Origin of the sequence: Jeotgalibacillus proteolyticus (assembly GCF_050107735.1) — a bacterium.
In the GTDB taxonomy this organism is placed as follows: domain Bacteria; phylum Bacillota; class Bacilli; order Bacillales; family Jeotgalibacillaceae; genus Jeotgalibacillus; species Jeotgalibacillus proteolyticus_A.
Map to the genome: position 1 here is coordinate 160,173 of NZ_JBNILO010000004.1, position 23,853 is coordinate 184,025.

At 42.0% G+C, this 23,853-nt stretch carries 20 protein-coding genes; 13 read left to right on the plus strand and 7 right to left on the minus strand.

Translation table 11 applies throughout. The features are described from left to right. The first annotated feature begins 1 nt into the window (after position 1). Together ACQCT8_RS08300 and ACQCT8_RS08305 are read left to right on the plus strand one after the other, a co-directional pair. Complete coding sequence (locus tag ACQCT8_RS08300) at positions 2 to 916, plus strand: glycine betaine ABC transporter substrate-binding protein (RefSeq protein ID WP_426870093.1); 915 nt, start codon at positions 2 to 4, stop codon at positions 914 to 916. 577 nt (positions 917 to 1,493) lie between these two features. Next, positions 1,494 to 2,753 (plus strand): M48 family metallopeptidase, encoded by a 1,260-nt coding sequence (locus ACQCT8_RS08305; RefSeq protein WP_426870094.1) that lies wholly within the window; start codon positions 1,494 to 1,496, stop codon positions 2,751 to 2,753. A 4-nt stretch (positions 2,754 to 2,757) separates the two neighbouring features. Here ACQCT8_RS08305 and ACQCT8_RS08310 read toward each other — a convergent pair whose 3' ends face one another. After that, positions 2,758 to 3,537: an SDR family oxidoreductase gene (locus ACQCT8_RS08310; RefSeq protein WP_426870095.1), complete on the minus strand. Its 780-nt coding sequence runs from the start codon at positions 3,535 to 3,537 to the stop codon at positions 2,758 to 2,760. 150 nt (positions 3,538 to 3,687) lie between these two features. On the opposite strand from ACQCT8_RS08310, the gene ACQCT8_RS08315 reads away from it, so the two are divergent. From ACQCT8_RS08315 to ACQCT8_RS08325, 3 genes are all read left to right on the plus strand, one after another. Then, a complete protein-coding gene (locus ACQCT8_RS08315) occupies positions 3,688 to 4,071 on the plus strand; it encodes a PH domain-containing protein (RefSeq protein ID WP_426870096.1) in 384 nt (127 codons plus the stop codon). Between the two features lie 90 nt (positions 4,072 to 4,161). Continuing rightward, on the plus strand, positions 4,162 to 4,950 hold the full coding sequence (locus tag ACQCT8_RS08320; protein WP_426870097.1) for an ABC transporter ATP-binding protein: 789 nt from the start codon (positions 4,162 to 4,164) through the stop codon (positions 4,948 to 4,950). Continuing rightward, positions 4,947 to 6,569 (plus strand): hypothetical protein, encoded by a 1,623-nt coding sequence (locus ACQCT8_RS08325; RefSeq protein WP_426870098.1) that lies wholly within the window; start codon positions 4,947 to 4,949, stop codon positions 6,567 to 6,569. The genes ACQCT8_RS08320 and ACQCT8_RS08325 overlap by 4 nt, the downstream gene beginning before the upstream one ends. A 47-nt stretch (positions 6,570 to 6,616) precedes the next feature. Here the strand turns inward: ACQCT8_RS08325 and ACQCT8_RS08330 are convergent, their stop codons facing one another. The 3 genes from ACQCT8_RS08330 to ACQCT8_RS08340 form a co-directional block, all read right to left on the minus strand. Further along, positions 6,617 to 6,748, minus strand: coding sequence for a hypothetical protein (locus ACQCT8_RS08330; RefSeq protein ID WP_426870099.1), 132 nt, complete (start codon positions 6,746 to 6,748; stop codon positions 6,617 to 6,619). Positions 6,749 to 7,022: 274 nt separating this feature from the next. Continuing rightward, positions 7,023 to 10,334: a GH36-type glycosyl hydrolase domain-containing protein gene (locus ACQCT8_RS08335; RefSeq protein WP_426870100.1), complete on the minus strand. Its 3,312-nt coding sequence runs from the start codon at positions 10,332 to 10,334 to the stop codon at positions 7,023 to 7,025. Next, positions 10,331 to 12,517: a glycoside hydrolase family 3 N-terminal domain-containing protein gene (locus ACQCT8_RS08340; RefSeq protein ID WP_426870101.1), complete on the minus strand. Its 2,187-nt coding sequence runs from the start codon at positions 12,515 to 12,517 to the stop codon at positions 10,331 to 10,333. The genes ACQCT8_RS08335 and ACQCT8_RS08340 overlap by 4 nt, the downstream gene beginning before the upstream one ends. A 392-nt stretch (positions 12,518 to 12,909) precedes the next feature. Between ACQCT8_RS08340 and ACQCT8_RS08345 the strand changes: the two genes are divergently transcribed. The 4 genes from ACQCT8_RS08345 to ACQCT8_RS08360 all read left to right on the plus strand — a co-directional run bounded on the left by ACQCT8_RS08345 (position 12,910) and on the right by ACQCT8_RS08360 (position 17,112). After that, complete coding sequence (locus tag ACQCT8_RS08345) at positions 12,910 to 14,139, plus strand: sugar ABC transporter substrate-binding protein (RefSeq protein ID WP_426870102.1); 1,230 nt, start codon at positions 12,910 to 12,912, stop codon at positions 14,137 to 14,139. A gap of 138 nt (positions 14,140 to 14,277) precedes the next feature. Continuing rightward, positions 14,278 to 15,165: a carbohydrate ABC transporter permease gene (locus ACQCT8_RS08350; RefSeq protein ID WP_426870315.1), complete on the plus strand. Its 888-nt coding sequence runs from the start codon at positions 14,278 to 14,280 to the stop codon at positions 15,163 to 15,165. Positions 15,166 to 15,202: 37 nt separating this feature from the next. Next, positions 15,203 to 16,033 (plus strand): carbohydrate ABC transporter permease, encoded by an 831-nt coding sequence (locus ACQCT8_RS08355; protein WP_426870103.1) that lies wholly within the window; start codon positions 15,203 to 15,205, stop codon positions 16,031 to 16,033. 77 nt (positions 16,034 to 16,110) lie between these two features. After that, a complete protein-coding gene (locus tag ACQCT8_RS08360; protein WP_426870104.1) occupies positions 16,111 to 17,112 on the plus strand; it encodes a LacI family DNA-binding transcriptional regulator in 1,002 nt (333 codons plus the stop codon). 291 nt (positions 17,113 to 17,403) lie between these two features. Here ACQCT8_RS08360 and ACQCT8_RS08365 read toward each other — a convergent pair whose 3' ends face one another. The 3 genes from ACQCT8_RS08365 to ACQCT8_RS08375 form a co-directional block, all read right to left on the minus strand. Beyond that, complete coding sequence (locus tag ACQCT8_RS08365) at positions 17,404 to 17,631, minus strand: hypothetical protein (RefSeq protein ID WP_426870105.1); 228 nt, start codon at positions 17,629 to 17,631, stop codon at positions 17,404 to 17,406. 156 nt (positions 17,632 to 17,787) lie between these two features. Next, positions 17,788 to 18,933: a CAP domain-containing protein gene (locus ACQCT8_RS08370; protein ID WP_426870106.1), complete on the minus strand. Its 1,146-nt coding sequence runs from the start codon at positions 18,931 to 18,933 to the stop codon at positions 17,788 to 17,790. 382 nt (positions 18,934 to 19,315) lie between these two features. Then, positions 19,316 to 19,822 carry a cupin domain-containing protein gene (locus ACQCT8_RS08375; RefSeq protein WP_426870107.1) on the minus strand — a complete coding sequence of 169 codons (507 nt, stop codon included), beginning with the start codon at positions 19,820 to 19,822 and terminating at the stop codon, positions 19,316 to 19,318. Positions 19,823 to 20,224: 402 nt separating this feature from the next. Between ACQCT8_RS08375 and ACQCT8_RS08380 the strand changes: the two genes are divergently transcribed. The 4 genes from ACQCT8_RS08380 (at position 20,225) to ACQCT8_RS08395 (ending at position 23,838) form a co-directional block, all read left to right on the plus strand. Further along, a complete protein-coding gene (locus ACQCT8_RS08380) occupies positions 20,225 to 20,995 on the plus strand; it encodes a hypothetical protein (RefSeq protein ID WP_426870108.1) in 771 nt (256 codons plus the stop codon). Between the two features lie 352 nt (positions 20,996 to 21,347). Next, positions 21,348 to 22,205, plus strand: coding sequence for a GRP family sugar transporter (locus ACQCT8_RS08385; RefSeq protein WP_426870109.1), 858 nt, complete (start codon positions 21,348 to 21,350; stop codon positions 22,203 to 22,205). A gap of 15 nt (positions 22,206 to 22,220) precedes the next feature. After that, positions 22,221 to 23,006, plus strand: a complete 786-nt coding sequence (locus tag ACQCT8_RS08390; RefSeq protein ID WP_426870110.1) for a glucose-1-dehydrogenase — start codon at positions 22,221 to 22,223, stop codon at positions 23,004 to 23,006. A gap of 274 nt (positions 23,007 to 23,280) precedes the next feature. Further along, positions 23,281 to 23,838 carry a glycerol-3-phosphate acyltransferase gene (locus ACQCT8_RS08395; protein ID WP_426870111.1) on the plus strand — a complete coding sequence of 186 codons (558 nt, stop codon included), beginning with the start codon at positions 23,281 to 23,283 and terminating at the stop codon, positions 23,836 to 23,838. The last annotated feature ends 15 nt before the right edge of the window (positions 23,839 to 23,853 follow it).

Sequence of the window (23,853 nt, forward strand, 5' to 3'; positions counted from 1 at the left end):
TGTGAAAAAAATATTAACGCTTATCCCTCTTACGTTGATCATGATGGTGCTGACAGCTTGCTCAAGCTTAGGCATTGCAGGAAAAGAGGTCACTGTAGGAGGTAAAAACTTTACTGAGCAGTACCTGTTATCCGAAATGACCGCCTTCTTGCTAACCGAAGAAGGCTTTAAAGTAAATCAAATGAATAACCTGGGCAGTACCGTTGTCCGTTCAGCGCTCGAAAATGGTCAGGTGGATCTGATGTGGGAGTATACCGGAACAGCTCTTATTACGTATATGGGAGAAGAACCGATTTCAGATCCCGAGGAAGCTTTTAACAAAGTTAAAGAAGTAGACAGCAAGCAGAATATCAACTGGATCAATATGTCGGAAGTGAATAACACCTATGCACTGGCGATGAGAAGCGAGCAGGCTGAAGAACTGGGGATTGAATCGATTAGTGATTTAGCTGCCTATATCAATGAAAACCCCGGTGAACTTACAATGGCTTCTGATGCAGAGTTTGCAAATCGTCCCGATGGACTGCCGGGTGTAGAAGAAACATATGGATTTGAATTTGGATCTGCTCAAATCAGCCAGATGGATATCGGCCTGACTCAGCGGGCACTTGATAATGAACAGGTTGAAGTGTCAGTAGCGTATGAGACAGATGCCACCATCAAAAACTATGATTTAGTCGTTCTAGAAGATGATGAACGATTTTTCCCGCCTTATCGTGCAGCCGTATCCATTAATGAGGATGTTTATGAAGAATATCCTGAAATAGAGGAAATTACAGCGATTCTGGCAGAAAACCTGGACAGTACCATCATGCGGGAGTTAAATTACCGAGTGGATATTGAAGGGGAAAGTGTGTCTGTTGTAGCTTATGAATGGCTTGTAGAAAATGGACTGCTGGAAGAAGAAGAGTCGTAATAGCTGGATAAGATTGGTGAATAGTGAAAGAGGTTGGGCCAAATCAAGAAATTTTAAAAAAAAAGGATATATTTATTAATAGTAGTAGGTGAGCGGAGCGGAAGGTGGCGACTCCTGCAGGACATGACGGCAAGCTGAGACCCTGAAAGGCAAAGCCTGAGGAGGGCTCAGCGCCTTCCCTGCGGAAAGCGCCCGCCTGAAGCGGAGTGAACCGGTCGTAGAGTTTGAGACATTTTTGTCTCAGGCTCTTTTTTTCGTGCAAATAGCATGCGGGTTATACAACAAAGTGATTGCTGAACCATTCCATCCTCTGCTTCTTTAGGATGAACTTTATAGGCAATTAAGATAATAACTTTTCGCAAATATAATCGTAAACGTGATTCGTTAATTACTATTTGAACTGAAGTGGAAAACAAAAGTTGGGTGGAGAGTCTAAAAATTTTGTCGGATTTTGAAGGTGAAACAGCAAACTATTTGAAAGAAAAAAGAGAAGGAAAACCTCTATTTTATTTCCATTTATACCTTTATATTTAAATAACAGCGAGTGATTTTCAGAAAAAGGAGAGGGAGTGGCTAATTGAGTGAAAAGTGGATGGGCTGCCCGGCTTGCGGCAGCAGAATTCCTGTGATTTCAGGGTACAGTTCATGGTGTGATCACTGTCATTTTAATCTTAACCCTGCTCAGGAACAAAAAAAAGAAACTTTTTTGGGAAAAGCATATGAAGCTCTTGGAAGAAAAAACGGAGAGCAGCTGCTATATAAACTGATGAAAAGTTCAGCCCAAAAACCTTCGATTACGATTCAAGGGGTCATTGCTTATTTTCTGTCTGCTCTTGTTCACCTCGTCAGTCTAGGTCTGGCTGCTGCGGCAGGATATTTAGTCTGGATGGGAAGTGATAAATTTTTTTTACTGTTCACCGCTGCTCTGCTGCTGGGGATCTCGTGGGTGGCGAGACCAAAGGTTGACCGATTGGAAAAAGATGAATCAGTTCTTACCCGGGAGGATCTGCCTGAGTTTTTCCGGCTGGTGGATTCTATCACAAATGAGCTCGGTGTTAACAAAATAGATGGTGCGGTGCTGAATGGAGAATTTAATGCTTCAATTGGGCGGTATGGCTGGAAAAAGCGAGTCATTATAAAAGTGGGTCTTCCTCTGTTTTCAATTTTAACTGCAGAAGAAAAAAAGGCTCTTTTAGCTCATGAAATCGGTCATGTAGCGAATGGAGATCTTGCCAGAGGCTTTTTCATCGGCACGGCTTTGAATACGCTTAGAATCTGGCATGAAATCGTGAAACCAGAGGAATTGCATGAAGGACAAAGCGGAGGTTTATTGAAAATTGTATCTTCATTCATTTTAAAGGCTCTTAGCTTTTTCCCGAGAACTTATTCGGATCTGCTGCTTTATTTTCTGTATTTTAACAAGCAGCAGGCAGAGTATTTTGCTGACTATACAGGAGCCAGTATAGCAGGGACAGAACCCGCGATCACCCTTTTGGAGAAAATCGAGTATGGCAGACTGTACGAATACTCCATCAGAAAAACAGCCCTTTCCTCTGAAAAACTGAATCTTTACCATTGCCTGAATGACGAAATCAATCATTTGCCTAAAAGAGAGAAAAGCCGATACAGGAAAATAGCGGAGCTTGAGAAGTCCAAAGTGGACGATACGCACCCGCCAACTTATTTTCGAGTTAAATACTTACAATCCAAAAAACATCTGCAGAAAAAAGCAGATGTGGATATGAGGCAATTTAAGAGCATTCAGCAAGAATTATTCTGCTTTGAAAATGCAATCCAAAATGCAGTCACAGAGGAATATTGGTATTACCATTCATGAAAAGTTAAAGACTGTTTCGAAAGCCTCCTTCAGAATGAATGACCTGACCTGTGATCCATTCTGCCTTTTCACTGGCAAGGAAGGCCGCCAGGTTAGCACAATCCTTAGGCTCACCAATTCTGCCTGAAGGAGAACGTTTTAAAATATCCTGTTTTATGTCATCTGTCATCCAGCCGGTGTTGGTAGGACCCGGGTTGATTGCGTTGATCGTAATGTTTTTTTCAGCAAGCACCGGCGCCAGTGTGTACGTCAGCGTTTCGACAGCTGATTTGGTTAGAACATAAGAAAGCTCTTCAGGCATAGGCCCCTGTGACCAGCCTGTCGTTATATTGATGATCCTCCCATACTCTCCTTCAAATTGTTTTACAAATTCAGATGTCAGGAAGGTCGCAGCACGGACATTTACCCGGTAATGCTCATCCAGGCTTTCAGGTGTTATTGTATAAATCGTATCATTAATCGATACAGCTGCATTATTCACTAGAACATCAGGGTACCTGCCCAGCATCTTTTTACAATACTGAAACCCTTTTTTAAATGATGACGCATCCTGCAGATCCATTTCAATTTTTTCGCACCGGACTCCATAGGAAGTGATCTCGTTTTGTATGGCATTCACCTCGTCTTTTTCACGATGAAATGAAACCTCCTCATCATACTTCGTCCAATAAGTAAATAAAATATCGTGCCCGTCCTTTGCAAGCTCTCTGCATATGCCTGCTCCAATTCCCTGAGAACGGCCGGTGCCGGTTATAAAGGCAACTTTTCGCTTCATTTCTACCATCTCTCCTAAACGTATATTCATACTTTATCGTATTATAGCATTTAAGATTCTATCTATTCAGACTGTTTTTAACTGGAAATGATCTGTATACTTAAGAAAAAAGAGGAAAGAAAAGAGAATGGTAGCTTTTCTTTGTAGAGGAGGAGCAGTATGGGCTTTTTTGATGGATTAATGGGCAATGCTTCTGAAATAAAAAGTGAAGATGCCCAGAAGGAGTTTGGCAATCTTCTTATACGGGAGGAACGAATTGAAAAATCGTATAAGCTGATCCGTGATCTGTTTTTGTTTACCAACAAACGTTTACTTTTAGTAGATAAACAGGGGATGTCAGGGAAAAAGATTGAGTATCATTCCATTCCGTATTCAAGCATCACGCATTTTGCAGTAGAAACAGCAGGGACTTTTGATCTCGATGCAGAACTGAAAATATGGATCTCCGGAATGGATCTTCCACTGACGAAAACGTTCAATAAGTCTCTTAATATATATGATGTGCATGCTGTTTTGGCAGAATATATTTTGGAATCAAAATAAGAGATCAACAACTATATAACATCGCACGAATGAGCCGCTGCTCGTTCGCTTGAAGCTGGCGGCTAATCTGATAACAGGGTGGGTCATGACATGGAAGGCAAGGAAGTAATTCAATTGGCGGGGCTTACAAAAAGCTACGGTGGTGAGAATGTGCTGGATGAAATAAATTTAACGGTATATGAAGGACAGATTGTAGGCTATATTGGGCCGAATGGAGCGGGCAAAAGCACTACGGTCAAGCTGATGCTTGGACTAATTGAAGATTATTACGGCGACATTCACATATTTGGGGAGAACCTGAAAGATCTGGACTACTCCTACAAAAGAAGAATTGGATATGTACCGGAAAATGCAGAGATATACGACAGCCTTACAGCAGCTGAGTATCTGATTTTTATTGCGGGGCTTTATGGAATTGAAGAAGATGAGGCGCTTGAAAAAGCCCGGAGATTGATGGAGCAGTTCAATATTGAACATGTGCTTCATTCGCGGTTATCTTCTTTTTCAAAAGGAATGAAGCAAAAGGTCTTAATCATATCGAGTCTATTACATAATCCGGATGTTCTGTTTCTGGATGAACCTTTAAGCGGTCTGGATGCAAACAGCATGATGGTGGTTAAAGAAATTTTGGCATTGCTGGCCAGACAGGGGAAAACGATTTTTTATTCTTCGCATATCATGGATATCGTGGAAAAAATCAGTCACCGGATCGTTCTTCTTTCAGGCGGCTCAATAGTGGCAGACGGAACATTTGATGAGTTAAAAGAGAAAAATAAACAGGGAACACTTGAAGATATTTTTAATGATTTAACAGGTTTTCATCAGCACAAAGAAATTGCGTCGGCATTTGTTGGAATTGTCCAGGGAGAAACCGTATGAAAGAAATAAAGGTTCTGCTGTTTCTTGATCGTTTCAAAACGCTTTTTGAAAAGGCCGGTATTGATTATACGGTATTTCGCCTTATTTTAAACATGAAGCTAATAATGGATTCAAGAAGAATTCCGACTGTTTACAGCAACACAAAAGTGGATGAACGCAAAGAGAAAAATTATTTTGTTCGATCTCTATGGATCTATGCTCTTTATGGGTTATCCATCGTTCCGGTTCTATTTTTTATTGACCAGTTCTTTTTTCAAATCAGCATTATTTTCAGTATTTTGATGTTTATTTTAATGACGTCCATGATTTCCGATTTTTCATCGGTTCTTTTAGATATCCGGGACCGGTCCATCATTAGTCCAAAGCCTGTACATAATCGCACTTTAAGCGCAGCAAAAGCATTTCATGTTCTGTTTTATATGTTTATGCTCACATTTGCTACAACGGCTGTTCCACTTATCGTCTCTTTATTCTTAAATGGACCGCTGTTTTCATTGATGTTTTTGATTGAGATTCTATTGCTTATGATGCTGATTTTGGTTTTAACAGCCGGAATCTACGTTCTCATCTTACATTTCTTTGACGGTGAGAAATTGAAAAATGTGATTAATTATATGCAAATTGCGCTCACGATCGGAATTTTAGTCGGCTATCAAGTCGTGGCGCGATCATTTGAGCTTGTGGAGGTCACGTTTCAATTTTCTCCCGCATGGTGGCAGTTATTTCTGCCGCCGGTGTGGTTTGGCGCGCTGCATGAAGCCGTGCTGGCAGGAGAAAGCTCTGTATTTCTGCTGGTGCTGGCAGGTCTTGCGATCATCGTTCCCATTCTTTCAATGGCGGTCTATATAAAATTAATGCCGGTGTTTGAGCATCAGCTTCGAAAGCTTTCACAAACGGAGACGGGTGCACAAAAGCAAAAAGCGAAATGGAAGAAGCAAATAGCGAAGTGGATTTCTCCGAACCAGAAAGAAAGAAGTATGTATCACTTTGCAGGTTCCATCATGAAAAACGAACGGGATTTTAAGCTGAAGGTCTATCCTTCCATTGGCTTTACGCTTGTTATTCCATTCATCTTTATGTTTACCACCTTGCAAACGAGCTCCTTTGAAGAATTCAGAGAAGGCAGCTCATTTTATTTAATTTATTTTACACTGCTATTAATTCCGAATATCTTTTCAATGGTAAAGTATTCAAGCAGTTACAAAGGCTCCTGGATCTATCAGGTGGCACCGCTTAAAAAACGTTCAATTGTATACAGCGGAACGTTAAAAGCTGCCTTAATCAAGCTTTTTGTGCCAATTTATCTGGCTCAAAGCGCCATTTTTCTCTGGCTGTTCTCTTCTTCAGTTCTGCTGGACTTATTTATTTGTCTCGTTAGTGCCATTTTGTATTCAATCATTAGCATCAATCTTTTAAGCAACGACCAAATGCCCTTTACGGTGTCTTATTCACTTGGTCAGCATCAGGAAGGGGTAAAAGTGTTTCTGTTGTTTTTAATTATTCTGCCCATGGTTGGACTTCATGCTTTATCCACTCAAATTCCGTATGGAACAGAGGTGTATGGCATCTTGCTTATCGCTGCTGTTATGATTGCCTGGAAGCTTGCTTTCCGTAAATGATCCTGACAGTAAACGGGTCAGGATCATCCAGGCAAGTGGCTTGTCCCTTATTCTTTCGGATCAATTTTTATAGAATCATTCGGATCGAGTGCGAGCGTTCGTAAAAAGTAAAAAAGTGTTCCACCAATCATTCCCAGCACCATCAGAAACCCGGTTGTCACTACACCCCAATAGATCATAAAAGAATCCCCCTTTTTGGATGTATATGCCGGCTCACAGGTGGTAAGAATGGGGAGTTGAAAAACGTGTGTAAAACGGAACAAGCAGCATAGGATAAGGGGAAAGTGAGAAGTTGGGACAAAACTCAAAAAAAGTTTTAAAAATGAAAATATATTTTCAATAGTAGTAGGAGAGCGGAGCGGAAGGCAGCGACTCCTGCAGTATCCGCCTGAAGAGCAATAAACCGAACAAAGAGCCCTGAGACAGTATCCTGTCCCAGGGCTCTTTGTTGTTCTATGACCAGATTTCAATGAGATTTCGGCCATGTGTTAATACGTTCAGTAGATCTTGCTTATTTACCTTGTATCCGTTTTGACGGTAGCGGTTTGATGGCGCTTCATATTGCAGCTGGCTTCCGTTAACGGTTATCGCAGACTTTTCTTTAGAAAGATGGTACCGGATCGTGACAGGTCTTTCAAATAGATGATAAGTAAATTCAAGGCCGTCCAGTGAAGAAGGAAGGACGGGGTCAATCAGTAAGGAATCTCCCTCGTGACGAAGACCAAGCGCATTGGAGATGAGCTGGTTCATATAGATTCCCGGTCCGCTAGAATAAATCCTCCAGCCGCCTTTTACCGGTACGTCCCCATTGCGAAGCTCTTCAAAGCGTTCCTGGGCTGCGTAGCGAGTGGCGAATTTCCCATCTGAAGAACTGAAATAGGCATTGCTTTGACGTTTTTCTGCATTGGGAACAACTGAGGTAATGCCAATTGGATTGATTGTTTCAAGCCCTTTCCAGACCTCTTCCGTACGGCCGATTTTCGCCATTGCTTCCACAAAGCGGATATGAGCATGAACGTACTGTAGGCCAATTTCTCTTCCGAAGTTAGATGCTTGTTCTGCCCGTTTGAAATGCTTTGTCACACCGCCATCATAATTTGCAGGACGATTCATTAAGCGCACGCCATCAGGACAATAGAACTGATCGTGAATAATCGCTTCGTGATGAGCTGCTTCCTCAGGTGTTAACAGCTCACTGATCATGCTTCTTGTCATGGGAAGCAGACGGTAGTGGATGCCAGTTTTCTGATCTAATGGATGAACCATATTCTCAGGATGCTCTTTATCTTCAAAATAGAGGAATCCAGGAAGCACGCCTGTGTTTAGCATATAAGCTTTAAAATCCGCCTCAATCCCATCTGCAAGTGCAGTTAAACGGTCGGCTTCATCCTGCCTGACATTTTGCAGGCTTTTCGAAAGGGTACGAATCGTTTGATACGTAAGCGAAACAGTCCAGCTGCTCACCATGTATTGACGAAGCTGCTGGTTAGCCGGCTGAAGCGTGTCATCCCAGTCTCCATCTCCATAAGAAGACAGATGTGTATCGTGCAGAAAATTTTCTTTAATCGTCTCCAGCTGTTTCGTTAAATGGTCCATTAACGGTGCTGACATTTGGGTAAATTGGAAGTCACTTCGTTTTGTGTAAGGAACGGGCATATCCAGAATGCTGTAATCGCCTGTTGTGGTCAGATAATCGGCAACCACTTTCAACGGCCAGACAATGACATCTCCATGACTGTGATCATGCTGAATATGCTTGTACTCATCAAACATAAACCATTGCGGCCAGTCGCCTTTGTCTTCATATTGGTGAGAATAGACGGTTTTAATAATTTCTTTTACGCTGTCATACTGCTGTGTGGCCAAAAAGTATTCTGTTGGCCCCTGACACACATCGCGCGTTCCCCAGGCAGCCCCTCCATATTGCTCAAGACCATGAGGAACAGAGTAATGGACAAGCATATTATGGGTGTACCACCAGGCGATAGCATTTACTTTTTCAACAGAAGATGGATCTGAATGAGAAAGAGAGAAGCCATTCATTACCTCTTTGAAGTACGAACGATAACGTGCCCGTTCAGATGAAAAATCAAGCGGCTTGTGCTCGGGAAAATGCCCTGTTAGAGAGCCCTCCATCGTCAGTGTCCATTCATTTGATTGATTGACTGCAATAGACACGATGGAATCCTGCTTATGATCAACCACATTCAACTTAGCGCCTTTTAACGTAAAACGGTACGTAAGATCAGGATGGACGCTTGCGTTATCTGAAGAAGCATCGCCTTTCACTGTGAAAGAGTCGTCGTTCACAAGCATGTGAAAAGGAGCTTCGTATTCATGATTATTCATCGTAATCTGATTGGTAATAATGAAATCGTATAGTTGATGATTGGCAGATGACACATGTAAGGTAATGGACTTCTCATTCACCACGGAATAGCTTGTAATGGTAAGTTCATCAGCAGGCAGTTTATAAATCCAGCGGGCATAGTTAAATCCAATTTCGTATACGGCCGGCATGGTAAGCAATTGATACGTGTCCTCTATTTTTACATAAATTCTTTGTCCTGATGTTTTAAATATGTTTAATGGATTTCGTACGTTTGACAATAGCTTATTCATAGAGGTGTTCCCGATTACAACCTGAGCATTAAATACACCTGGCATATAGGAGGTGGAGGTAATGGTTGGCTGACCGCTCAGCTGATGATTTTCTCCACTCATTAAAATATGACCGTGTGACCGCTCCAGCTGAAGCTCTTTTTCTCTTAAAACAACATGCTCGTAGGTAGGGGTAAAGAAGGAAAGCAGCGTGTCTCCATCCCATTCCTCCAGCAGACGCTCAGGATACATAGCTTGAATTTCTTCTACTGCTGCAGGGGCTGAAATCAGTGTTGAAGCAGTGGAAAATGGTTCAAGATTTTCGGCTTTTGCCAAATCAAAAGCTTCATGAACTTGTACTGTATTTTCCCATGCCTGTTTAATTTCTTCAGTGAATAAAGGTTTTTTTACAGCTTCCGCATGGTCCTCATGGACGCAGCCGTAGAATACAAAAGAAGCCTTGCCATTTAAGCTGATTTTCTCACTTTGTAAGGCAGTGAAGGCAAATTCATATTGATACGTTTCATTTGCGAGTGTTTCCTTACTCAAAGCCTCCGGGATATTTGTCTCTTTATAACTCAGACCGAAAAATTGAAAACCATCTGTACTGTATCCAATATTTCTCCCTAATGATCCCTGTTGTAAATAAGGGTATCCGGCACCTTGGGGCTGGTTTTGTCTTGAACAAACGACATAGCCCTGCTGATCGTCTTTAAAAACAGCATGGTCCACGTATTGAGCCACATAAGCTTCATTGGCGCGCAGAGCATTTTTGTCTGCTAAGCCAATGTCCTGTCCGTAAATAAGATCAACTTCAGCGTTCTGGCCCTCTACATTCACTTCCCAGAACCAAATGTGTTCCGATGCTAAATGGAACGTTACGTCATACTTGATTCCATGGACAGCTCCAGTCCATTTTAATTTTGACTCTGAGGAAAAAAAGGTGCTTTGAGAAGATTGTCCAAGTAAAGGATAGAAATGAATTGAGGCGCCATCCAGTACACGCAAATAAAGATTATTTAAGGAACCGTCGATTGAATTGCCCACAAGCTGATTAATCATCAGATGTTTGTATGAAAAAGTATGAACATCCCCTGTTGACAAAAATTGCAGCTGTGTTTCTCCTTTATGGAGTACGGAATGGTTATTAGGTTTTACTATCATAATTTATGGCCGCCTTTCATTTGTAGGTTGAAAAATAAAGAATGGGTGTCTTGGCTATTGGGACCTGCAAAAACTTCAAATTTCCCTGCGTCGCTTGTAAAAGATAAATCCTTATGGTGGTAGCGAAGCTGTTCCTCTTTAATAGAAAAACACACGATTTCTGATTCTCCCGGCTCTAAAGAAATACGGCGAAAATCCTTTAATTCTTTAACCGGGCGAACGATTTCACCAGAAAGATCCCGGATATAAAGCTGAACAATTTCCTCACCTGAACAGCTGCCCGTATTTTGGACTCTGATAGAGGCTTCAATCACTGAATCAGCGGTGAGTTCATCGGTGGATAGTTTAAACTGATCGTAAGCAAAGGACGTATAGCTTAGTCCAAATCCAAACGGAAAGAGGGGATCATTAGGCGAATCCATATAGTCTGAAACATAATGCTCCTGCGCATCCGGCGCTCCTTTAGGCCGGCCTGTATTAAAGTGGTTATAGTAAACAGGCACCTGCCCAACGTTATAGGGAAATGACATGGACAGTTTAGCTGAAGGAGATAGTTTTCCATACAGGAGGTCCACTAGCGCATTTCCTCCTTCTGTACCGGGAAACCATGCTTCAAGCAGTGCGTCACTGTGTTCAACCACTCCATGAAGATCGAGAGGACGGCCATTAAAAAGAACGGTGACAACCGGCTTGCCTTCTTTTGCAACAGCTTTAATTAACTCGAGCTGAGCCTGTGGAAGCTGAATGTTTGTTCTGCTGTTTGCTTCACCGCTCATCGAACTGCTTTCGCCTAAAGCAAGTACGACAACATCCGCCTGAGAAACAATCTGAAGGGCTTCATCCAGCTGGCTTTGGGTTATAGTTTCAATTGAACTGCCCTCAGAAAAAATCAGATTATTTTCAGGAAGATGACCTTTCAGTGCTTTTATCATTGTCACCGCTTCATCTTTTACCCCGGCACCTGCCCAGGGCCCAAGCAAGTCATTGCTGTCTCCAAAAGGCCCAATCAGTGCGATCTTTTGATTTTGGGCTAAAGGCAGTACCTGATGGCGGTTTTTTAAAAGAACAGTAGATTTTGCTGCCAGCTCTCGGGATGCTTTTCGATGATCTGCATGTCCAACGATTGCTTTTTCTGCTTCAATACTTGCCCCGCGGTAGGGATTGTTGAATAAATCGAGTTTTTCTTTGAGTGTCAGAATGCGAATAACCGCTTCATCAATCAGCTTTATGTCAATTTCGCCCTGTTCTACGAGTTCCTCCAGGTATTGAGCGTAGCAAGCGGTCATCATTTCAATATCCAGCCCGGCGAATATGGCCTTTTTAGCCGCTTCTTTTTCATCCTCCGCCACGCCGTGAGGAATCAATTCCTTTACAGCGCCCCAATCCGAAATTAAAACGCCGTTAAACCCCCATTCCTCTCTAAGCAGATCTCTCATTAATTCTTTGTTGCCTGTAGCTGGAATGCCATCTACCGTGTTAAAGGCTGTCATCACCATTTCACAGCCTGCATCAAGCGCAGCTTTATATGCAGGAAGATAACTTTCACGCAGCTGCCTCTCGGACAAATCAACTGTATTGTAATCACGCCCTGCTTCAGCCGCACCATAAGCGGCAAAATGTTTTACACATGCTGCAACTGACTCCATATCGCTTGTGAGATTTTCTTTTTGAAAGCCTTCAACAAATGCTTTTGCAAAAAGGCTGTTTAAATAGGGGTCTTCTCCTGTCGATTCCATTACCCGGCCCCATCTAGGATCACGTACTAAATCGACCATCGGGGCAAAGGTGACATGAACGCCTGAAACGGCAGCTTCCTTCGCTGCAATCTCGGCGCTCTTTTTGGCTAATTCCAGATTCCAGCTGCAGCCAACAGCAAGCGGAACAGGAAAAATCGTTTTATATCCATGAACGATGTCTGCCATAAACAAAAGGGGGATTCCTAAACGGTTTTCTTCCAGGTGTTTCTGTTGAATGGAAATTACTTCAGCCGCCCCGGAGACACCAAGTACAGAGCCGGAATTTAAGACATGCTCATCTTTGATCGGCATCTCTGCCATTGGTCCAGTAATTTGTCCTCGCTGATCAGATCCTTTATAAAAGGGACCAGCGAGTTGAAGAAGCTGAGCGATTTTTTCTTTTACTGTCATTTGACTGAACAAATGATTAGCGGTCAATGTAGTCATTTTATATCCTCCAAACAAGTAGTATAGTGAAACGTTTCAATTTTTATGTACTTAGATTGCTTTTTGATTTCATGCCGGTGCAAATGAAGTAAGAAGGAAGCAGCACAACTTTAGCTGGTATCTGCAGTGATCCTACATTAAGGCATTAAAAAGAATTAGTAATAGAAGAAACTGCATTTAAAAAGAACTTGAGAACCATTTTTTTATACCGTCCAAAAAGAAATTAAAAGAAAAGTATTGAAAGCGGATTCATATTTGATTATAATCAATTTATCGAAACGTTTCAATGAAAATATTCAAATCTCTAAGAAAAAGTATATACGTCATTTGACTTTCAGCAGCACATCTTTTTGTGAACAAAAGAAAAACTACATTTGAGGGGATGAATAAGGATGAAGAAAAAAGGGTTAGTGGTTCCAGCTGTATTAGCGATGGGATTATCAACAGCGTTAGCAGGCTGTGGAGGCGGCGAGGGAAGCGGAGATAGTGAAAACACATTATCGGTATGGGCAATGGGAGAGGAAGGCAAGCTGCTAGATGAAATGACAGAGGCTTATGAGGAAGAAAACCCGGACATAACAGTGGATGTTCAAGCTATTCCGTGGGATCAGGCGTATGACAAACTATTGACAGCAGTAGCTTCCGGGAATGGACCGGATGTATTGCAGCTTGGTACCACCTGGGTAGCTGAGTTTGCAGATGCGGGAGCACTTCTTGACCTGACAGAACATATGGAGGACTATCCGGACTTCGACCTGGATAATTATTTCGAAGGTGCTCAAACTTCTATGAAGTATGATGACCAGATTGTTGGAATTCCCTGGTACGTAGAAACCCGCACGATGTACTATCGCACTGATTTGCTGGAGGAAGTGGGCTATTCTGAAGCCCCGGCTACATGGGACGAGCTTAAGGATGCAGCCACAAAGCTTACTGAATCAGGAGAAAATGTGTACGGGCTGGATATTGATTTAAATGATCAGATCACCCCATTTATTTTTGCATGGCAAAATGGATTTGAGTTTGATACAGAAAATCCTAATTTTACTTCTCCTGAATTTACAGAAGCTCTTGAGTATTACACAAGCTACTTTAAAGAAGAAATCAGCACGACTTCTGAAGGCATAGACATTGTACAAGCGTTTAAGGATGGACAGAAACCAATCTTTTTCAGCGGACCATGGATGATCAATATCCTGAATGATCAGGCAGCTGACCTTGAGGGTCAATGGGCTGTAGCTGAAATGCCTGCTCAAAAAAGCAATGTTTCGAGTATTGGTGGAGCCAATTTTTCTGTATTCCATAATTCCGAAAAAGTTGATGAGGCGCTGGATTTCATTGCTTACATGAACGAAGTGGATACGCAGCTTGAATGGATGGACAAGTCAAATACTCTTCCATCTCGCTTAGAAGCATGGGAAGATCCTGTATTAGCAGAGGATGAAATGTATTCTGTATTTGGCAAGCAGCTTGAAAATACTAAAGGAGCTCCACCTATTAAAGAGTGGGAAAAGATCGCTCAGGAACTCCTGTCTTCTATTGAAAGAATTAATATCGGCGGCGCTGATATAGATGAAGAGCTGGAAAGCTTTAATGAAAAAGCAGAAACGATCATTGAGTAAGATCAAAAAATAATCTATTAGGCGGGAGGTAAGTGATGCTCAATGAGCATTCACTTACCTTGCTTTCTTACATGGGAAAATAACAAAAAGTATGAAAGAAAGATAGAAAGTAGGTGGAGAGCTTTGCTGAACGAGCTTGTGAAAGGGACGGTGCGAAATCGGCATCCGTTTATATTTATCGCCCCGGCGTTAGTTATTTTAATTTTATTCAGTTTGATTCCAATCATGATTGCGTTTGTCATCAGCTTTACGGATATGGATCTTAAAGGTCTGGCTGACTGGTCTAATATCAGCTTCATCGGCGTGGAGAACTATGCAAATTTATTAGGAGATGCTGTTTTTCATAAAGCCGTATACAATACCTTCTTCTATGTAGTGATTGGCGTTCCTCTCGTCATTTTCTTTTCTTTAGGAATTGCATTGCTGCTGAATTACGGTAAGAACCTGGTTTTTACGGTGTTCCGCGCAGTGTATTTTATGCCGGCTATTACAAATATTATTGCGATCGCTGTTGTATGGGGATTTCTTTATAACACAGAATACGGCTTGTTTAACTATCTGCTGTCTTTAGCAGATATGGATAAAATCCCTTGGCTTGAACATCCGGTTATTGCAAAGCTGTCACTTATATTGCTGGCTGTCTGGAAAGGGATCGGTATTAATATGATCATTTTCCTGGCTGCTCTTCAGGGGATTCCGAATTCTTATTATGAAGCAGCAAAAATAGACGGAGCCAAGCGCTGGCAGATTCTTTTTTACATCACGCTTCCGCTTCTGCGTTATGCAATTTTCTTTGTTACGGTTACCACACTAATTGGCTGGCTTCAGTTCTTCGAAGAACCGTTTATTATGACGCAGGGAGGTCCGCTTGATGGTACCGTCTCAATGGCGTTATTTATTTACCAGCGCGGATTCCAGTTTAGTGAATTTGGCTATGCAGCTGCAGGGTCATTTGTCCTGTTCATCGTCATTATCATTGTCACGCTTTTGCAATTTAAATTAAGAAAAGCGGATGATGAAATTTAAAGCTGAAAGAAATTTAATTGTATAGGGGTGAACCTAAATGGCTTCCGGGAGATCAAAAGGCAATACAGAAAAATGGATCGCAACAATTTTGCTCATCGTTGGGGGTTTCATTGTTTCGCTTCCATTCCTTTGGATGATTACAAGTTCATTCAAGCCTGAAAGTGAAATTTTGCAAATGCCGCCTACAATATTGGCTGAAAACCCGACAATTCAAAACTATATTAATTTATTTACGAATATGAATTTCGGCGTTTACTTGAGAAACACGCTCATTATCGTCCTGCTGTCTTTTGTAGGGTTATTCTTAAATGCTATGGCTGGCTACGGCTTTGCCAAATATCATTTTAAAAACAAAGAAAAAGTGTTTTATTTAGTCCTCGCCACAATGATGATTCCAGGTCAGGTTACTATGATTCCGGTTTATCTGCTTCTCAATGAAATGGGATTAATCAATACTATGGCTGGGATTGTCCTTCCGGGTCTTGCGGCTGCATTCAGTATTTTTTTATTTAGAATGTTTATGGCCACGATCCCGACCGATCTTATCGAGGCAGCCCGCCTGGACGGTGCAGGTGAGTTCTATATCTTCTTCCGTTTAATCATGCCGATCTCTAAACCGATTTTCGCCGTGCAGGGGATTCTGACGTTTATCGCGGCCTGGAACAGCTTTTTATGGCCGTTAATCATTGCAAATGATGAATCACTTTATACGTTATCTGTCGGTTTGTCTCTTTTAAAAGGACAATACGCGAGCAATTTCGCTCTGCAAATGGCTGGGGCGGCCTTTATGGTTATTCCCATCATTATCATCTTTTCCTTTTTTCAAAAATATATTGTCGAAGGGTTTACCACTTCCGGCTTAAAATAATTAAGTTGGAAGAAAGACATTTTCATAAGGGAATGATACGCTAGTTAAAAGACTCTGCCAGTGAAGAAGAGGAACGAATGGAGGATAAAGCTGTGGCAGCAACGATTAAAGATGTGGCCAAGCTCGCAGGAGTAGCAATTTCTACTGTTTCGTATGCGTTAAACAACAGTCCGAAAATAAGCCAGGCAACGAGAAAAAAAGTAGTGGAAGCTGCAAGGGAATTAAACTATCAAAAAAATGGTTTCGCATCTGATCTGAAACGGACAAAAACCAATACGATTGCCTTGATTCTGAGTGATTTAGCGGGGCCCTATTATTCGGAATTAACAAAAGGAGTTCAGGAAGTGACGACCGCCCACGGATATGACCTGATCGCCTGCAGCTCCCAGGGCGGACCGCAATCCACTGCTGTGAAATTTCTAAAGGAAAAAAGGGTGGATGCCGCAATCATCCTTGCTCATAATATATCAGACGAAGTCATTGCCGAATCTGCAAGAAAAGGCTTTCCGATTATCGTTCTCGACCGGCATGTAAACATAGACCATGTCGTTCAAGTAGAAGTGGATAATTTTCATGGGGGATATGTGGCTACAGAGCATTTGATTCAGCAGGGTTCTAAAGAAATTGCTTTTATCAGCGGCCCCATAGGATCTCACGATAGTGAAAGACGCTATAACGGCTACATAACGGCGTTAAATGAGCATCATTTAGAGCCAAAGCCAAAGTGGAGAATGCATGGAGATTTTACCCGTGAAGGCGGGTACCGGGCAACCAAAATGCTGATTGCGCAGGGAACCCTGCCAGATGCGGTCTTCTTTGCCAACGATGAAATGGCAATCGGAGGAATGCAGGCATTTAAAGAAAATAAGATCCACATCCCAAAAGACATCTCTATTATCGGCTTTGATGACATTCAGCTATCTGAATTCATGTCACCGCCTTTAACAACGATCAAACAGCCAAAGTATGAAGCTGGAGCACTGGCGATGCATTTAATTTTGCAGCAGCTGGCAGGCGTTGAAGTCAATGAGTATTACAAGCTGTCAACTGAGCTGGTAGTAAGAAAATCAGTGAAATAATTGAATAGGGCTCTTTATAATGACCGGTAATTGAAAAATTTTCACCCATATGGAAATCGTTTACCTTAAGGGAGTTCAAATGAACTGGTTAAAAAGATTGAGACAAAATTCGAAAAAAAGGTTGAAAAATCAGGAAGTATTTATCAAAAGTATGAGGTGATCGGAGCGGAAGGTGGCGACTCCAGCAGGAGATGACGGCAAGCTGAGACCTCGCCGGGCAAGGCCCAAGAAGGCTCAGCGCCGTCCCTGGATGAAAATACCTAAGACGCTTTTGTTCCAGGCTTTTTTTACTTAGGCTTGATCAAGCCGGTTTTTGCAAAACCGCAAGATCATTATAAGCTGTCTTTCTTTCGATAATAGGACCTGATCGCATTCCCATATATCCTTGTAAACGCGTGTAATGATTTGTTCAGCATGCTGTTCGTCCTGCAGGTTTCCGTAGACTATTTTCCATAAAAGGAGATTATGTTCGTCGTACATCGCTTCTAACGCTTCTTTTTTTGTGCAATAATTGGTCAATATTTTTCACTCCAGTGCAAACAAAGCAATTCCTTTTTAAAGAAAACGAAAAAGGACGAATTTTAGATCAGTCTGAGAGCAAAATAACAAAATTTTAAATTCATAAGTACATAAAAAAAACCCCGCTCAAGATAAATAACAGCGGGGGTTTTGAGTTTAATTATTAAAATAGTTTTGCGTATAGTAAGGCTGATTTTCACCATTAAATGCGACACCTATTCCAAGATAGCCAAAATCACTTTTTAAGATGTTTTCACGGTGGCCCAGGGAATTCATGAGGCCTTCGTGGGCAAAAACTGAACTGAACTGGCCATAAGCCAGGTTTTCACCAGCCGTTGTGTAGCTTATTCCGTCTTCCTCCATGCGGTCAAACGGAGATTGCCCATCAAGATTTGTATGGTCAAAATAGGCATTGTCCGCCATGTCTGCACTGTGCTTGCGTGCAGTTTCGCGTGCTTGATCATCCCATACTAAAGGCATCAGACCGTGGTGAACCCGTGCTGCATTGGTTAAATCAAAAAGCTGGTATTCAAACCCTTCTTTTAAGGAATCAGAAGGAGCGGTATAAATGTCTTCCCTGTCCTCTTCCAGACTTTGATGAATGATTTGGATAGCGGTTACCGTCTGATCTTCATGCTTATCATAAAATACGGTAGCGTATGAATCATCCACCTCAAACACATCGTATTCTCCATCATTTTGGATTTGGTAGCGAACCAGCCCTTTTCTCATGGAAGTCAGAGGTTCTCCGAGTTCTGCTGTAACCTCCTCACGAGAGCTTTCCAGTGTAAGATCAACGGAGGAAGCGACCAGGTCCTGATTCGTAAACAGTCCATTGACAAGTTCTTTTTCATTGTAGGATACCATCAAAAAGTTTCCAAAATTTTCATGATAGGCAAACCATTCAGTTCCATATTCGTTTGTTGTTTGACGTTGGGGTTCTCCAATCTCCTGTTCAACATCTTGTCTGGCATCCCCGATTTTTACATTATAAATGGAGAACATTTCCTCAGTAGGAGGGGAGAGATCCGGCTTTTCTACTTTTTCTCTCGATTCAGCAGGTTCCAGTCTGGGGGCTTGCTGAATCGCAGCATCTATATCAATCACCATTGACGTAATGGTATCCTGAAATGAATCTATTGCATCTGAAACGGCCGGCGTATAGATCACTGACATTACCTGGTCAGAAATTGTGTCCATGAACGAAACATCCACATAGGGAGAAACCTTTTCTTCCCATAAAGGCCTTGACAGGAACACAGCAGCAACTAAAACCACAACAAGCATTAATTTTCTAATCATGCGTCCACTCCTGTTCTGTCTTTATTTTAACCTAAATAGGAAGGATGTATAAAGGAACAAGCATCTAAGAGAGACTGAGAAAATAGACAAATTGTGAAATTAGGGCTGTACGGTTTGAATATCAATGCTGCCGTATAGTTCCAATAAAAAAGAAGATACTATCATTTTAAAAAGGCTGGGACAAAAGTGTCTCAGCCTTTTTAAGCGGTTCGCTGCCGTTTCCGCAGGAACGGCGCCGGGGCTTTCAAGGGCGTTGCCCTGCAAAGTCTCATGCAATCGTCATATCCTGCTGGAGCCGCCGTCTTCCGCTGCACTCACCTCTTACTATTTTTCTCGTTTTATAAACTTTTTTGAGTTTTGTCCAACCTCTTTAAAAAAGGTATTATCTTGCCACATGCCAGTTCGATAGGAGAGGACCTTCTTTTCCATATACGGGATCCGTATCCGGAATTGAAACATGCCAGATCTCCTCCAGCACCTCAGGACGTTCCCCAGGTTCGCCAGTCCGTAAATTGTACTCAGCACCTTCAGGATAAGCGCCTACAATACGGAAATCTTCGCTCGATTTCATATTTCGATGGCCTGTTCCTGCAGGCAGCACCATCACATCTCCTGCGTGCACCTCGATCATTTTGCCTTCTGCACCGCCAATCTGAATCATGGCCGAGCCCGATTGCACCCCGAGTACTTCGTGGGTATTACTGTGATAGTGGTGGTAGTCGTGAACTCCGCCAACCCAGCTGTTTTTCCAATTATGCTCATTAAATGTTTTTTCAATTTCGTCAGGATTTTCCTTGAATACACCCTCGTAAACAATGACCGACAACTGTTGATTATTCGGTATAGAACCATCATCTTCAAACGGATATAATTGTATATTTTCAGTCATAGATAATCCCTCCTGTTTATAACCATATATACCCTTTTTAAAAAAGGCTACACGTGATTTAGAAGTCATCTATATTAAAATTTGATTGCAGAGGAAAATAGGGTAAATGAAGCTGGCGTATTAGTATTCCTAACCGATTAAAGAAGCTGGGACATAACAGAAAAAAGTTCAAAATGAGGCGAACTATATCATGAGTATGCAGTGAGCGCAGTGGCGCCAGAAAAGCAGGCCGCTCTAACATATGACAAACTGAACACAGCCAAATTATTAAGGGGATTAATCCCTTGTCTGCGAAAAATAAAGCTTTTTGCTGCCTTCAATAGAGCTATTTGTTATTTAACACACTTCCAGGATTCGGAATAGTCATGTAAAATTAACCTCATCAAACATTGAGGTGATGACATGCTTCCTCCTGCTTCTATTCTACGTACGTGGAACAAATTCGATCGCTTTGCAATGGAAACGGTCACAAAACGATGGAATTATCATCCTGATAAACCGTTTCAGCAGCGATCCGTTTCTCAAATGAAAGAACAAAGGGATCAGTTTGGTGTTTCTGGAAATTGCTTTGACCTGGCGATTTGGTTATTGAACGAGTTTAAACACGACGGAATTGAAGCCTATCCTGTTGGTCATGACATACATACAGAAGACGCGCATGCTGCAGTAATGGCTATAGATGAAAACGGCAGGCGTTTTTTATGCGATTTGGGAGATCAGTGGCTGCTACCCATCTTAACAGACGCAGGGGATGAAGAGTTCAGTGAAGAAAAACTAACCGGTTTTTTCCCGGGAGCAGATGTTCAGCTTAAGCCGCAACAATCAAGTCTGGAGGTTTATTATCACAGGCCAAACGGTCGATTTTCTATGCAGACTTACGATTTTCAGCCAGTCAGTAAACATGATTTTGAAAAAGCAGCTGAACGTTCACAAAATTACCTCAATTTGTATCCGCTAGTGGAATGCAGAATTCCTTATAAAGAAGAAAAGGCTCATTGGGAGTTCGATAAATGGCAAAGCTTTATAAGTTCAACTGAAGGACTGCATCATGATTCGCCTGCTGTATCAATAGAAGAGTGGGCAAAAAGAATTCATGAGAAAACGGGCTGCAGCAAGGATTTACTGGAACAGGTCTTACGAAAATTCAAAACGGTTCCTTCCGGCCTTTTATAAGTTTAATGGTTGTTCAGCTGACAATGCTCCTACCTGCTGGGCGATGAACTTCATGAAAAGAGGCTGGGAATAGAATTAAAAGAAATTGGGGAAGTATATACCCTGAAATGTGAAGTGAGCGGAGCGGAAGATGGCGTAAGCAGGATAGGACGATTGCTTGAGACCTTACAGGACAACGCCCTAAAAAAGCCTCAGTGCCGTCCCTGCAAAAAGCGTCCGCATGAAGAGAAGTGAATCGTTGAGCGGGCTTGAGACACTTTTGTCCCAGGCTCTTTTTTTATTTCCTAAAAATATGGGAGGTTTATTTGAACCTCTTGGGGGCAAAATATAGGGAATGAAAGGCGGTATGAACGTGGATATTTTAATTGCTTTAATCCCTGCTGTAATGTGGGGAAGTATTTTGCTTGTAAGTACAAAATTAGGCGGAGGTCCTTACAGTCAGGTGGTCGGAACTACATTTGGCGCCTTGATTTTTTCGATTGCTGCTATTTTCTTTATTTCTCCCGAGTTTACGTTGACAGCTGTGATCGTCAGTTTTATTTCAGGGCTGCTGTGGGCGCTCGGTCAGACGAATCAGTTCAGAACGGTTACCCATTTAGGTGTATCCAAAACCCTGCCAATTTCAACGGGTCTTCAGCTTGTGGGAACCTCACTCTTTGGCGTGCTCGCTTTTGGTGAATGGTCTACAACAATGAAACTGATTATCGGTATTTCCGCCCTGGTCCTGATTTGTCTTGGTGTTGTGTTAACGTCTTACCAGGAAAAAGACGGGGAAGAAAACAAAGAAGGCAGCCCGCTGAAAAAGGGGATTCCTTTGCTTTTGATTTCGACTGTCGGTTATGTGGGATATGTGGTGATCATCCGGTGGTTCAACATCGACGGCTGGACCGCTATCTTGCCTCAGTCAGTTGGGATGGTGACAGGGGCGATACTCTTAAGCGTTAAACATAAGCCCTTTAACAAGTACACCATCCGCAACATCATTCCCGGCTTAATGTGGGCGACAGGAAATCTTGCCTTGCTTCTGTCGATTCCAAGAGTAGGAACTGCTACCAGCTTCTCGTTATCGCAAACCGGCATTATTATTTCAACGCTTGGCGGAATTTTTCTGCTTGGAGAGAAGAAAACAAAAAAGCAATTGGTGTTTGTTGTAATCGGCTCTATCTTAATCATTATTGGCGGAGTCATGCTGGGCTTTACTAAAGAATAGGAGGCGGAGAAGAACATGTACAATGAGTTGAATGGTAAAACAGCAATCGTCACAGGCGCTTCATCAGGCTTAGGCAAAGCGATTGCGCTCAGGTTTGGTGAAGAAAAAATGAATGTCATTGTAAACTATTTAAATAAAGAGGAAGAAGCAAACCAGGTAGCAAAAGAGATTGAAAAAGCAGGAGGAAAGGCAGTCGCTGTTCAGGGGGATGTTTCCGCTGAGGAGGATATCGACCGTTTAATCCAAGCCGCACATGATCACTTCGGTTCTCTTCAGGTTATGATGAATAATGCTGGCATGCAAAATGAAATTCCTTCCCACGAGATGACGCTCAACGAATGGAATAAAGTGATTTCGGTGAATCTAACTGGAACATTTTTAGGGTCGACAAAGGCGATTGCGTACATGCTTGAACACAAAATTCAAGGCTCTGTCATCAATATGTCTAGTGTCCATGAAATCGTTCCATGGCCGCACTTTGCACACTATGCAGCGAGCAAGGGCGGGATGAATATGCTGTCTCAGACGCTGGCGCTTGAATATGCGGGAAAAGGAATACGGGTGAATAATATTGCACCTGGTGCGATTAATACACCAATTAATAAAGAAAAATTCGATGATCCGAAGCAGCGTGAAGAAGTTCTGTCGATGATTCCGATGAAAAAAATCGGTGAACCGGAGCAAGTGTCTTCAATTGCAGCATTCCTGGCTTCTGATCAAGCGAGCTATGTAACCGGAACAACATTATTTGTGGATGGCGGAATGAAACTTTATCCCTCTTTTCAAGCAGGTAAAGGATAAGTTTGAATACGGCTTGAAAAATCAAGTTTAGAAGGAAGCAGACGGGGCAGCGCAGCCGTCTGTTTTTTTATGCACTGAAACGTGTCTCTTCTTTTAGGTGAGCTGATTTTCTTATACTTTCTGAAACGGATATCTGGGAAATATTCATTGAATGAATCCAATTAATTGGAATAATATGATAAGGTAAAACTAGTTGTTTTCGTAATATAAGAAAATTGAGTATGATTTTTCTAATATGATATTTTTACATATTAAAAACATTCAGGGGTGGATTATGCACACAGAAGCCGTGGAGTTTATTGTCGTTGCTTTATATTCCTACCTTATTGGCGGAGTAACAGGTGCTTATTACCTCGTAAAACTTTTTCTTGGAAAAGATATCCGTCAACTGGAAAGCGGAAATGCAGGTGCGACGAATGCAGGAAGAGTGCTTGGCAAAAAAGGGTTTTTGCTTACAATTGCGGTTGATGCGGGAAAGGTTTGGATTGCCCTGGCCATAACGTCATTTTGGACAGACGGAAGTGAGGCAGCGCTCATTGTATCCTTTCTTTTTTTAATCATCGGCCACCTGTATCCGCTGCAGTTGGGTTTTCGGGGCGGAAAAGGGATTGTCGTTTATCTTGCTGCGGCTTTATTTATAAATCCATATTCCATTTTGATTATGGGAGGAACGATGGGAGTGCTTTATGCGATCCTCCACCGTTACACACTTGCTGGTTTTCTATCTATTTTAACCATACCGGTTACTTTAACCATTTTAGAAAATTCCCTTTTATATTTTGTGAGTTTTACCGTGGTATTTGCGTTTTTAGCAGCAGTACATCATAAATAATGGTCCTGGTTTTCA